Here is a 12,398-nt window from a genome sequence, read left to right on the forward strand (position 1 = left end):
TCACTGTCATCGCATCCGTTGACGCGATGGGCCTGTAGTGCCGGGGCGCTCGAAGGGACACAGAGGCACCTGATGGACATCCAGTTCGACTTCAGTGGGAAGACGGTCGTGGTCTTCGGTGGCACGACCGGCATCAACCTCTCCATCGCGGAGGCATTCGCACAGCGTGGCGCCGACGTCGCGGTTTCCAGCCGCAGACAGGACAATGTGGACGCCGCTGTGGAGCGGCTGGGCAAGCACGGCGGGAAGGTCCTCGGGTATGCCGCGGACGTGCGGGACATGGAGGCCGTCGCCGGTGTCTTCGAGGCGGTGCGCTCCGAGTGGGGGCCGGTCGACGTGCTCGTCTCCGGCGCCGCCGGCAACTTCCTCGCCGAGGCGAACGGGCTGTCGTCCAATGGCTTCAAGGTGGTCGTCGACATCGACCTGAACGGCACGTTCCATGTGCTGCGCGCAGGGTTCGAGCATCTCTCCCCCGGCGCGTCGGTCATCAGCCTCACCGCTCCCCAGGCGGTGATCCCCATGCGTTACCAGGCCCATGTATGTGCGGCCAAGGCCGGTGTGGACCAGTTGACGCGGGTCCTCGCCCTGGAATGGGGAGCCCGGGGCATCCGGGTCAACGCCATCTCACCGGGCGCCATCGCGGATACCGAGGGGTTCACGCGACTCTCGCCGCCCGACGACCCCGAGGGCAAGCGGATCGCGCGAAACGTTCCGCTGCGCCGGCTGGGCACGAAGGACGACATCGCCTCGCTCGCGATGTTCCTGTCGTCCTCGGCCGCCTCGTACATCTCGGGCGCGGTCATTCCGTGCGACGGCGCGGGTGCTCTCGACGCCATCAAGCCCGTTCTCGAAACGGCCGGGGCACTTGCCGTCGGCTCGGAGAGGTGAAGCGACATGAAACTGCCCACCCCGGGACCGGAGCTGCGCCGGATCGGCCGTATCGCTCTGGGAGACATCATCCACCGCTCGGCCGAGAGGTGCGGCGACCGCGTCGCCGTGATCGACGGTGAGCGCACCCTCACCCACAGAGACCTCGATGCGCTGAGCTCGCGCTTCGCCCACCATCTGCTCAGCGTGCTGCCGCCTCGTACGACGGTGGCCACGCTGACGACGAACTCGGCCGAGATGCTGGCTTGTCTCTTCGGCATCAGCAAAGCGGCCATGGTCTGGGTTCCCGTCAACGTGCAACTGACCGCCTCCAGCATCGAGTACATCCTCGAACACGCCGAGGTCGAATACGCGGTCGTCGACCAGGAACTGCTCGAGCGGCAGGACATCGCCTCCGTCCTCGACCGGCTCGGCATCACCGCGGTCGCGATCGGTCCCGGGGACGGGAAGCGGGTCGCCGCTTTCGCCGAGGTGACCGCGGGGCAGTCCGAGGATCTGCCCGACGTCGACGTCTGCGGTGACGATCTCGCCCTGGTCATGTACACCAGTGGCACCACAGGGCATCCCAAAGGAGCGATGCATACGCATCTCTCCGTCTACAGCACGGTGACGGCGAACATGGCCACCCACCTCATGCGCGAAAGCGACGTTCTGTCCGGCTTCCTGCCGCTGTTCCACTGCGCCCAGCACACGATGACGACATCCGTTCTGGCTGCGGGCGGTGCCGTGGCGCTCGCCCGCGGGTTCACCGCCGATGCGGGGCTCGACCTCATAGAGCGCCGAAGGGTGACGATATTCGGCGGACTGCCCATGATGTTCGCGGCCATGCTGCGGCACGAGCGGTCCCGCAGTACGGACTTCTCCTCGGTACGACTGGCGCTGTACGCGATGGCCGCCATGCCCCGGCCACTCATCGAGCAGATCGCGCGCACCATGGACGCCGACGTGTGGCTGGTCACCGGCCAGACCGAGGCGTACCCGATCACGATGACGTTTCGCGCCCTGGAGCATCCGCACCTGGACGCGAACTACTGGGGGATCTCGACGGCGTTGTGCGAGACGAAGATCATGGACAGTGAGGGCCGACTGCTCGGCCCGGGCCAGCCGGGGGAGATCGTGCACCGCGGCCCGAACGTCATGGCCGGGTATCTCAAGGACCCCGAGGCCACGGCGGCGGCGCAGCGGTTCGGCTGGCATCACACCGGGGACCTCGGCGTGATCGACGACAGCGGCCAGCTGCTTTTCCTGGACCGGACGAAGGACATGATCAAGTCCGGTGGGGAGAACGTACCCAGCATCAAGGTCGAGTCGGTGCTCCTGGCACATCCGGACGTGGCCAACGCCGCGGTGATCGGGGTGCCGCACACGCACTGGGGCGAGGCGATCGTCGGCGTCGTCATCCTGCGTGACCAGGCGCGCGCGACCGCCGCTGACCTCATCGAACATGCCAAAGCACACCTCGGCAGGTTCGAGTCCCCGAAGGAGATCGTGATCGTCGAGGATCTGCCGGTCACAGCGACCGGAAAGACCCAGAAGATGGACCTACGCCGGGCTTACCAGGACCTGTTCGGCGCCTGAGCCCTCCGCTGGGAAGCGTTGTGACAAACCCGTGGGTCATGGTCCCGCGCCCCTTGCGGGGGCGCGGGACCGCACCGGACCTCGCCGAGGCAGCTCAGGGCTTTCTCTGGGGCCGGGCCGGCTCAAGGTGGCGGCGTCCGTCTCTTGGACGTGGTCACGCCGCTGCGGCAGGGCCGCGGCACACATCCCGTCCCAGCGGAGAGCACGCCCGCATCGAGAGAGGAGAGAAGGGATCGTGAACCACGAACACGCTGCCGGAAGCAGGCGCACGATACGGGTCGGCAACTGCTCGGGCTTCTACGGAGACCGGCTCTCCGCGATGCGGGAGATGCTGGAAGGTGGGCCGCTCGACTATCTGACGGGCGACTACCTCGCCGAGCTGACCATGCTCATCCTCGGCAAGGACCGTCGCAAGGACCCGTCGCTGGGTTACGCGAGAACCTTCCTGCGCCAGCTCACCGACTGCCTCGCTCTCGCCCACGAGAGGGGCGTGCGCATCGTGGTGAACGCAGGCGGACTCAACCCGGCCGGTCTGGCCGCAGCGGTGCGCTCACTCGCCCAGGAGCAGTCCGTCGAGGTCGACGTGGCGCATGTCGAGGGCGATGACCTGCTCGACGCCACCGAAGAGCACGGCTGGAAGGGCGTGTTGACGGCCAACGCCTACCTCGGTGCATTCGGAATCGCCCAGGCACTGCGGGCCGGCGCCGACATCGTCGTCACCGGGCGGGTCACCGACGCCGCTCTGACGCTCGGCCCGGCGATCGCCGAGTTCGGCTGGGACCGTGAGGACTTCGACCTGCTCGCCGCCGGTGTCGTCGCCGGGCATGTCCTCGAATGCGGCGCGCAGGCGACGGGCGGGAACTACGCCGGCTTCACCGCCCTGGACACCTCCGGGGCGCTCGGGTTCCCCCTGGCCGAGATCGGCGAGGACGGCACCACCGTCATCACCAGGCATCCGGGCAGCGGCGGCGCGGTGACGGTGGACACCGTCACCGCCCAGCTCGTCTACGAGGTCGGTGGCGCGCTGTATGCCAACCCGGACGTCACCGCCCGGCTCGACACCGTCGCCCTGGAGCAGGTGGGCGAGGACCGGGTGAGCATCACAGGAGTGCGGGGGCAGTCCCCGCCGCCCACGGCGAAGGTCGCTCTCAACCGCCTCGGGGGATACCGCAACAGCGTCGAATTCGTGCTCACGGGACTCGATATCGAGCAGAAAGCGGGCTGGGTACGCGGTCAGATGCACCAGGCACTCACGGTCCGAGCGCCCCAGCAGGTCACCTGGGATCTCGTGCGCACGGACCGGCCCGATGCCGCGACCCAGCCCGAGGCGTCCGCGCTGCTGCGCTGCCACGTCAAGGACCAGGACGCCACCGTCGCCGGCCGCTCCTTCAGCAGCGCCGCCGTCGAACTCGCCCTCGCTTCGTACCCCGGCTTCCACGTCACTGCCCCACCCGGGCCCGCGACCCCGTACGGAGTCTTCGACGCCGGTTACGTGCCGCAGGGGGACGTGCCGCACACGGTGGTTCTGCACGACGGCCGCCGGATCGACATCCCTGCTCCGTCGGTGACCGCGCCGACCGCCCTCGAAGACCCCCTGCGCCGTGCGGACCGGGTGAGCAAGGAGACCGGCCCCCGGTCCACGGCGCCGATGGCCTGGGGGCCGGTCACGCAAGCGCCCTTGGGGAGACTGCTGTTCGCGCGCTCCGGTGACAAGGGTGGCAGCGCGAACATCGGCGTCTGGGTTCCCTCCGGGCACCCGCGGCGCGAGGACGTCTTCGCCTGGCTGGCCGGCTGGCTCGATGCCGACACGGTCAGGCGGCTGCTGCCGGAGGCTGCGGCCCTGGACGTCAGGGTGCATCCGCTGCCGAACCTGTCGGCGCTCAACATCGTCATCGTCGGCCTGCTCGGTGAAGGCGTCGCCTCCTCCACGCGCTTCGACCCTCAGGCCAAAGCGGTCGGCGAGTGGCTCCGCTCCCGCAACGCGCCGATCCCTCAGAGGTTCTTGGCATGAACCTCCTCAGCGAACTGCTGACAGCCCTGGCCCGCGTACGTGCCCCGGGCCTCGCCGGTGGACGGCCGACCGCACACCCGCATCACCCCGATCCGCAGGGCGCGGACGGCATGGCCCTGCTCGACGAGCTGCTGGCCGCGCTCCGCGCAGAGGGAGACCGGCTGCTCGCCGCAGTCGCGCAGGCCTCTGAGGCGCAGTGGCGTACGGCCACCGCGTCCCCCGGCTGGGACGTCGCCACCCACATCGCCCACCTGGCCTGGGCCGACGAGGCCGCGCTGTGGGCCGTCCCCGCTGCCCGAGGCGACGGCGGTGACTGGGAGGCGCTCCTGCTCCTCGGACAGCGGCGCCCGAAACGGTTCGTCGAAGATGAGGCCTTCAAGACGGCATCCCAGCCCACTGCGGCGATCATGAAGCGCTGGGACCTCGCAAGCCTTCGCCGGCCCGCCCGGAGCGGGGCGAAGCCCGGGCAGGGACGGTTCCGGTCGAGGCCGCGGCCCCGTTCCGAGAACGCTGATGCGCCCACACTCCACGGCCTCAGCCGCCGGATGCCCACGCCGTCACCCGCCACTCACCAGGACGAGACCATGAGGACCACGATCGACCCTGCCTCGGCGGCCTACGCCACCAACCGTGAAACGATGCTGGAACGCGTCGCCGACCTCACCGAACAGCACGCCAAGGCGCTCGCCGGAGGTGGCGCCAAGAACGTCGAACGACATCACCGCCGGGGGAAGCTCACCGCTCGCGAACGCATCGAGCTGCTCCTTGATCCGGACGCCCCGTTCCTTGAGCTGAGCACGCTGGCCGGCTGGGGTTCGGACTTCGCCGTCGGCGGCTCGCTCGTCACCGGCATCGGCGCGGTCGAGGGCGTCGAGTGCGTGATCATCGCCCACGATCCGACCGTGCGCGGCGGATCCAGCAATCCGGTCTCCTTGAAGAAGAGTTTCCGGGCCGCGCAGATCGCCGCGGAGAACCGTCTGCCGACGATCAACCTCGTCGAGTCCGGAGGCGCCGACCTGCCTACGCAGAAGGACATCTTCATTCCTGGCGGCCGGAGCTTCCGCAACCTCACCGAGGCCAGCGCCGACCGCCGCCCCACCATCGCGCTCGTCTTCGGGAATTCCACCGCCGGCGGAGCCTACGTGCCCGGCATGAGCGACTACGTCGTGATGGTCGCCGGTGGAGCGAAGGTCTTCCTCGGCGGGCCGCCGCTGGTGAAGATGGCCACCGGTGAGGAGTCCGACGACGAGTCGCTCGGCGGGGCCGAGATGCACGCCCGGACTTCCGGACTGGCCGACTACCTCGCCGCCGACGAACACGACGCCATTCGGCTGGGACGGCAGATCGTGCGCCGCCTCAACTGGCGCAAGGCCGGACCCGCTCCCCGGACCGGCTTCGCCGACCCGCTGTTCGACCCCGAAGAGCTGCTCGGAATCGTCCCGACCGACCTGAAGATCCCCTTCGACCCGCGTGAAGTGATCGCACGGATCGTCGACGGCAGCGAGTTCGACGAGTTCAAGCCCCTGTACGGCACGAGCCTGGTCACCGGCTGGGCGCAGCTGCACGGCTACCCCATCGGCATCCTCGCCAACGCCCAGGGCGTGCTGTTCAGCAAGGAAGCGCAGAAGGCGGCCCAGTTCATCCAGCTCGCCAACCAGACCGACACTCCGCTGCTGTTCCTGCACAACACCACCGGCTACATGGTCGGCAAGGAGTACGAGCAGGGCGGAATCATCAAGCACGGCGCCCAGATGATCAACGCCGTCTCCAACTCTCGGGTCCCGCACCTGTCGGTCGTCATGGGCGCGTCCTACGGCGCCGGCCACTACGGCATGAGCGGCCGCGCCTACGACCCGCGGTTCATGTTCACCTGGGTCGGCGCGAAGTCCGCGGTCATGGGACCGGCGCAGCTCGCCGGAGTCGTGTCCATCGTCTCCCGCCAGGCCGCGGCGGCCAGGGGCCTGCCCTTCGACGAGGAGGCCGACGCCAAGATGCGCGCGGTGATCGAGGAGCAGATCGAGAAGGAGTCACTGGCCTACTTCACCTCCGGGATGCTCTACGACGACGGCGTCATCGACCCGCGCGACACCCGCGCCGTCCTCGGTATCTCGCTGTCCGCCATTCACTCCGCGCCGGTCCAGGGCACCCAGGGCTACGGGGTGTTCCGCCTGTGACCCGCACACCGGCGGCACCCGCCGCACTCCACGTCGCCGAGGCGCCACCGCCCCGAGGAAGAGTTCTGATGATCCGCAAGATCCTGGTCGCGAACCGAGGAGAGATCGCACGACGGGTGTTCCGTACATGCCGGAACCTCGGCATCGCGACGGTTGCCGTCCACTCCGACGCCGACGACCGGGCACCGTTCGTGCGCGAGGCCGACTTCGCCGTGCGGCTGCCCGGTGACGCGCCCTCGGAGACCTACCTGCGCGGGGATCTGATCATCGCCGCCGCGCGACTCGCCGGCGCGGACGCCGTCCACCCCGGCTACGGGTTCCTGTCCGAGAACGCGGACTTCGCCCGGGCCGTCGAGGAGGCCGGACTGACCTGGATCGGTCCCACGCCGGAATCGATCGAGGCCATGGGCAGCAAGATCCGTGCCAAGCAGATCATGGCCGAGGCCGGGGTTCCCGTCCTCGACGTCGACATCGAGGCCGTCACGCACGCGGACCTGCCGCTGCTGGTCAAGGCATCCGCGGGCGGCGGCGGTCGCGGCATGCGCGTCGTCGAGTCGCTGGACCAGCTGGACGGCGAACTCGCCAGGGCCGAAGCGGAGGCCCTGTCCGCGTTCGGCGACGGCACCGTGTTCGTCGAGCCCTATCTGCCCATGGCGCGCCATGTCGAGGTCCAGGTGCTCAGCGACACCCACGGCACCACGTGGATCGTGGGCGACCGTGACTGCTCCATCCAGCGCCGCCACCAGAAGGTCATCGAAGAAGCTCCTGCTCCCCACCTGTCGGACACGGCCCGGGAGACCCTGCACAGCGCCGCCCGGGCGGCCGCGGACGCGGTCGGCTACCGGGGGGCCGGCACGGTGGAGTTCCTCGTCGACGGCGATCGTGTCCTCTTCCTGGAGATGAACACCCGTCTCCAGGTCGAGCACCCGGTCACCGAGTGCGTGACCGGCCTGGATCTGGTGGCCCACCAGATCGCCGTCGCGGAGGGCCGCCCGCTCACGGGCCGGCCGCCCGCTCCCTCGGGCCACGCGATCGAGGTCCGTCTGTACGCCGAGGACCCGGCCGACGGCTTCGCCCCGCAGACCGGCCGCATCCGGGCCTTCGACCTCGGCGGCACGGCCTTCGACATCCCTCGTGCCCCGGCGCTGCGCGTGGACTCCGGCGTCGAGGCCGGCAGTGAGGTCGGGATCCACTACGACGCCATGCTCGCCAAGGTCATCGCCTACGCCGTCGACCGCCCCTCGGCGATCCGCATGCTCGACGACGCGCTGCGCCGCGGCAGGGTCCACGGCGTCACCACCAACACGGACCTGCTGCGCGCCGCTCTCAACGACGAGGAGTTCATCGCAGGCCGGATGCACACCGCGCTCCTCGACCAGCGCATCGACGACTGGACGGCGGGCGTCGGCGAACGCGCCGTGCGCAAGGCGGCACTGGCCGCGGCGGTCTGCGAAGCGGCCCAGGTGGCTGCCTCCGCACCCGTCCTGGCGCGCATTCCCGCCGCCTGGCGCAACGTGCCCAGTGGGCCCCGGGTGCGCACCTACCGGCGAGGCCGGACCGAATACGCGGTCACGTACGCCTCTCAGGGACATCGCCTCGTCTCCGACCACATCGAGAACGTCTCCGTGCTCGACGCCCGCGCCGACCACGTCCTGCTCCAGGACGGCGGTCTGCGCGAGACCTACCACGTGGCGATCGGTGACGGGGTCGTCGATGTCAGCGGCCCGCACGGCGCGTTCACTCTGGACGTCGTACCCGTCTTCGTGGATCCGGCCGAGGCAGTGGCCCAGGGATCCCTGCTCGCCCCCATGCCGGCCACCGTCGTCGCTGTGGCCGTCGAAGTCGGTACCGAGGTCCGCAAGGGCGACCCGGTCGTGCTGCTGGAGGCCATGAAGATGCAGCACACCATTGCCGCGCCGGCCCCCGGCATCGTCGCCGCGCTCGCTGTGAGCGTCGGTCAGCAGGTCACGGCAGGTGCCGTGCTCGCGATCATCGAGGAGAAGGAAGCATGAGCACGTTCATGGAGTCGGACGAGCGTCGCGCGCTGCGCGCGGCGGTCAGCGATCTGGGCAAGAAATACGGTGAATCGTACTTCTACGCGACGGTCAGCGACGGCCGCAAGACCACGGAACTGTGGAACGAGGCGGCGGCACTGGGCTACCTCGGAGTGTCCGTCCCGGAGGAGTACGGCGGAGGCGGAGGCGACATCGGTGACCTCGCCGCCGTACTGGAAGAACTCGCCGCCGCCGGCTGCCCCCTGATGCTCCTGATCGTCTCCCCCGCCATCGTCGGCACGATCGTCGCCGAGTTCGGAACCAATGAACAGAAGCAGCGCTGGCTGCCCGGCATCGCCGACGGAACCGCCACGTACGCCTTCGGCATCACCGAACCGGACGCCGGGTCGAACTCGCACAACATCACCACTCACGCACGCCGCGACGGAACCGACTGGATCCTCAACGGCGGGAAGACCTTCATCAGCGGTGTCGACGAGGCCAGCCACGTGCTGATCGTCGGCCGCACCGAGGACCGCAGGACGGGCAAACTCAAGCCCGCCCTGTTCATGGTGCCGACCGACGCCGACGGCTTCACCCGGCACGAGATCGGCATGGGCCTGACCTCTCCGGAGAAGCAGTTCACCCTGTTCCTCGATGACGTCCGACTGCCCGGCGACGCACTCGTCGGCAAGGAGGACGCCGGCCTCGACCAGCTCTTCGCCGGCCTGAACCCCGAGCGGATCATGGTGGCCTCCTCCGCCATCGGCACCGCCAGATGGGCGTTGGACAAGGCCGTCGAGTACGCCCGCACGCGGGAGGTGTGGGCCGCCCCGATCGGGTCCCACCAAGCCATCGCACACCCCCTCGCCACGATCCACATCGAGATCGAGGCCGCACGACTGCTGACGCAGAAGGCCGCGGCCCTGCACGCCTCCCGCGATCTGCTCGCCGCGGGCGAAGCCGCCAACATGGCCAAGTACGCCGCGGGCGAGGTCGCATGCCGCGCGGTCGATCAGGCCATCCAGACCCACGGCGGCAACGGTCTGGCCGAAGAGTACGGACTGGTCCAGGCCCTCGCCACGTCCCGGCTGACCCGTGTGGCGCCCGTCAGCCGGGAGATGGTGCTGAACTTCATCGCCCAGTCCTCCCTCGGCCTGCCCCGCTCCTACTGACCCGCCCGAACACCGCGAGAGGACACCGTGCCCAGCGAACTCGTCCATCTGGAACTCTCCGACCACGTCGCCACCGTCACCCTCGACAGCCCGCACAACCGCAACGCCCTCAGCCGCCAACTCGTCGGGGAGCTGGGCGAGCGGCTCTCGACGGCCGAAGCCGACCCCGGTACACGAGTCGTCCTACTGCGCTCCGCGCACCCCGTCTTCTGCGCCGGCGCCGACCTCGCGGAGGCCGCGTCCGATACCGGGGCGGACGGGCCACGACAGCTCGTCAGCCTGCAGGCCCAGATCGCAGGGATGGCCAAGCCTGTGGTGGTCGAACTCGGCGGCCCCGTCAGAGCCGGAGGACTCGGCATCGTCGGAGCCGCCGACATCGTCCTGGCGGCCGAATCCGTCACCTTCGCCCTCACCGAGGTCCGCCTCGGTCTCGCTCCCGCGGTCATCTCCCTCAGCCTGCTCGAACGCCTCTCGCCGCGCGCGGCCGCCGAAATCTTCCTCTCAGCCAGGACGTTCGGAGCAACGGAAGCGGCCGACATGGGCCTGATCACACGGGCGGTGCCCGACGCGGAACTCGCCTCCGCCGTGGAAGACACCCTCAACTCGATCGCAGGAGGAACCCTTCAGGGCCTCTCGGAGACCAAGCGACTCCTCAACCGCGACCTGCTGAAGCGAATCGAACGCGATGGTGAACACGTAGCCCGGCGATCCGCCGAACTGTTCGACAGTGAGGAGGCCCGCGCAGCGATGAAAGCCTTCATGAGCCGCACCCGGCCATAGCCGACTCTGTCGTTCGGTCTGTGTAGATCGGTCTGCGGAGACTCCGCAGACGACGCCAAGTACGGGGTACACCCCAGCTTCAGGTGAGTGGCTGTGACGTGGACAGGTTCTCGTCGGCGGCCCAGGAAGAGAGGATCCTCAACCGCTCGTGGGTGGGAAAGCCGGGTTCGGCGGTCCAGACCGTGAGGTGCTGGTCGGAGTCGGTGCTGGTGGTCAAAGTGCCCCTCCCCTGCTGGATCATTTGCACGGCCGCGCCGTTCAGTACGTACGACGCAACAGCGGCATCTCGCCCTACGAGTCGGCGGGCCCAAAAGACCTGTTCGCCATCCGCGACCAGGCCCGCCTGCTGCGGCCCCGCTTCCACACGCTCATCGCCCACCCTGGCCTTCAGGTCCGCCGAGCCACCAAGGAGCAGCTCTTCCTGCTCGTCGGCGCGGAGAAGTTCGTCCGGGACACGAGCGCGGGCGACTTCACCGTCTCCTGCAGCCGGTAGAGAGGGGCGGGATGCGCAGTAGGTAGCCGGCGCTCTCGGCGACACCCCCGTGTATCAGCTCGCGAAGTACCGCCACATCACACTGTCCATGCTCGCGCACGCGCTCCTGGCAGCGATGGCCGCCCACGCCCCCGAGAGGGGGTCGCAAAAACGAATCCATCAGGTTCGTTCCCCTCACCGTGGCATAGGTGCGGCGACACTTGGACGCTATCCGCTCCGCAGCAGTCCGGATACCGCGCACCGGACAGCAACTCAGCTGACCGCCCAGGCACCACAGAGTCCCCGTCAGAGAACTGACGGGGACTCATGAAACTTCGAGGCCGGCGAGCGGGGGCCTGCCCGATCAGACGCGCTTATAAGTGGCGCGCCAGCCTTCTGCCGGATCCGGCGGCGTCAGGACGAGAGTGTTGCCCGACACTCGGAACGCACGCGTCAAGCTCTGCCCGATGAGGTCGCGCGCCAGTGACGAATCGACGGTCACGACGAACGTCCTGGCGGCTCTGTTGACGGTGAACGTCCCGTAGAAGGCTTCGTACCCGTTCCTCGTGTACGGCGTGTCCGGGGCATTGGCATCGGGGTTCATCGCCTGCACCGACATGGTGCCGGACTTGGTGAAAACGATCTGGCCGGAGTAGGGCACGGGTTGGAGGTCTCCCTCGGTGCCGACTTCCAGAGAGGTCATACGCCACACACCAACGAGGGAACCCGTACCGCGATCAGTCGCACTGGCCTGGGCGAACAGAGGTACGGACGCCAGGAGCGCAAATGAAAGCGCAAGCGCCAGCCCGAGTCGGGGGATCCTGAGTTTTGTCATCATGCTTCGTCGATCTCCTCAGCCTTCTCACAGATGATACAAGCGGGGAGTAGTTGGACCCTCACCGCCAGTGGAACATGCATGTGGCACCCGCGCGAACCGTCCGGGACCGACAGAGCTCCCAGATTATGGTTGTGGTGCACCGATTTCCCGGTCACCCAAGGCACGGAATACCTCCGGCAACACAGCAGCGATTCGGTCGCCGTCGATCGGCGGGACGCGCCCGGCCGTAACCGCTGGGCATTCAGAATCCCCCGCAGGGATTCGCTACCCGGTCACGTCGAACAGGATCACATCGTCCACTCCGCCTTTGGAAGGGAGAGTTTTCTCCCCGGATGTCGCAATCCCTGTAAAGAGCAACCCAAAAACGGGCAAAGCACCAAGGGTAATTGTCAAGGTCATGCCATTTAGCGATGTCGACTACTGCCCGCCTTGATGCCCATGCTCACGCTGATCCGCCCCGCCCGTCCGCGGGAGCAGCCACTGGCTTC

General features: G+C 68.6%; 10 protein-coding genes. 8 read left to right on the forward strand and 2 right to left on the reverse strand.

Annotation, left to right across the window (positions count from 1 at the left end; genetic code table 11):
- Positions 1–72 precede the first annotated feature (72 nt).
- The 7 genes from K1J60_RS08690 to K1J60_RS08720 all read left to right on the forward strand — a co-directional run bounded on the left by K1J60_RS08690 (position 73) and on the right by K1J60_RS08720 (position 10,600).
- Positions 73–888: an SDR family oxidoreductase gene (locus tag K1J60_RS08690; RefSeq protein WP_220645679.1), complete on the forward strand. Its 816-nt coding sequence runs from the start codon at positions 73–75 to the stop codon at positions 886–888.
- Between the two features lie 6 nt (positions 889–894).
- The gene (locus tag K1J60_RS08695; protein ID WP_220645680.1) at positions 895–2,466 is read left to right on the forward strand and encodes a class I adenylate-forming enzyme family protein; all 1,572 of its coding nucleotides are present in this window, start codon (positions 895–897) and stop codon (positions 2,464–2,466) included.
- Between the two features lie 235 nt (positions 2,467–2,701).
- Positions 2,702–4,477 carry an acyclic terpene utilization AtuA family protein gene (locus tag K1J60_RS08700; RefSeq protein ID WP_398683156.1) on the forward strand — a complete coding sequence of 592 codons (1,776 nt, stop codon included), beginning with the start codon at positions 2,702–2,704 and terminating at the stop codon, positions 4,475–4,477.
- A gap of 110 nt (positions 4,478–4,587) precedes the next feature.
- On the forward strand, positions 4,588–6,651 hold the full coding sequence (locus K1J60_RS08705; protein ID WP_398684237.1) for a carboxyl transferase domain-containing protein: 2,064 nt from the start codon (positions 4,588–4,590) through the stop codon (positions 6,649–6,651).
- A 68-nt stretch (positions 6,652–6,719) separates the two neighbouring features.
- Positions 6,720–8,663 (forward strand): acetyl/propionyl/methylcrotonyl-CoA carboxylase subunit alpha, encoded by a 1,944-nt coding sequence (locus tag K1J60_RS08710; RefSeq protein WP_220645682.1) that lies wholly within the window; start codon positions 6,720–6,722, stop codon positions 8,661–8,663.
- The gene (locus tag K1J60_RS08715) at positions 8,660–9,820 is read left to right on the forward strand and encodes an acyl-CoA dehydrogenase family protein (protein WP_220645683.1); all 1,161 of its coding nucleotides are present in this window, start codon (positions 8,660–8,662) and stop codon (positions 9,818–9,820) included. The genes K1J60_RS08710 and K1J60_RS08715 overlap by 4 nt, the downstream gene beginning before the upstream one ends.
- Before the next feature lie 27 nt (positions 9,821–9,847).
- Entirely contained in the window at positions 9,848–10,600 is a 753-nt protein-coding gene (locus tag K1J60_RS08720; protein ID WP_220645684.1) for an enoyl-CoA hydratase-related protein, read from the forward strand.
- A gap of 79 nt (positions 10,601–10,679) precedes the next feature.
- Here the strand turns inward: K1J60_RS08720 and K1J60_RS08725 are convergent, their stop codons facing one another.
- Positions 10,680–10,817 carry a hypothetical protein gene (locus tag K1J60_RS08725; protein ID WP_398683157.1) on the reverse strand — a complete coding sequence of 46 codons (138 nt, stop codon included), beginning with the start codon at positions 10,815–10,817 and terminating at the stop codon, positions 10,680–10,682.
- A 24-nt stretch (positions 10,818–10,841) separates the two neighbouring features.
- Here K1J60_RS08725 and K1J60_RS08730 point away from each other — a divergent pair, with 24 nt between their 5' ends.
- Positions 10,842–11,093: a hypothetical protein gene (locus K1J60_RS08730; protein WP_220645685.1), complete on the forward strand. Its 252-nt coding sequence runs from the start codon at positions 10,842–10,844 to the stop codon at positions 11,091–11,093.
- A 343-nt stretch (positions 11,094–11,436) separates the two neighbouring features.
- Here the strand turns inward: K1J60_RS08730 and K1J60_RS08735 are convergent, their stop codons facing one another.
- Complete coding sequence (locus K1J60_RS08735; protein WP_317619703.1) at positions 11,437–11,910, reverse strand: lipocalin-like domain-containing protein; 474 nt, start codon at positions 11,908–11,910, stop codon at positions 11,437–11,439.
- Between the last annotated feature and the right edge of the window lie 488 nt (positions 11,911–12,398).

Origin of the sequence: Streptomyces akebiae (assembly GCF_019599145.1) — a bacterium.
Lineage (GTDB): Bacteria > Actinomycetota > Actinomycetes > Streptomycetales > Streptomycetaceae > Streptomyces > Streptomyces akebiae.

Excerpts from the sequence above, each read along its gene's own strand:
- K1J60_RS08715 (WP_220645683.1), top strand. The coding sequence starts at position 8,660 with ATGAGCACGTTCATGGAGTCGGACGAGCGTCGCGCGCTGCGCGCGGCG.
- K1J60_RS08695 (WP_220645680.1), top strand. The coding sequence starts at position 895 with ATGAAACTGCCCACCCCGGGACCGGAGCTGCGCCGGATCGGCCGTATC.
- K1J60_RS08735 (WP_317619703.1), bottom strand. The coding sequence starts at position 11,910 with ATGATGACAAAACTCAGGATCCCCCGACTCGGGCTGGCGCTTGCGCTT.
- K1J60_RS08710 (WP_220645682.1), top strand. The coding sequence starts at position 6,720 with ATGATCCGCAAGATCCTGGTCGCGAACCGAGGAGAGATCGCACGACGG.
- K1J60_RS08690 (WP_220645679.1), top strand. The coding sequence starts at position 73 with ATGGACATCCAGTTCGACTTCAGTGGGAAGACGGTCGTGGTCTTCGGT.
- K1J60_RS08705 (WP_398684237.1), top strand. The coding sequence starts at position 4,588 with ATGGCCCTGCTCGACGAGCTGCTGGCCGCGCTCCGCGCAGAGGGAGAC.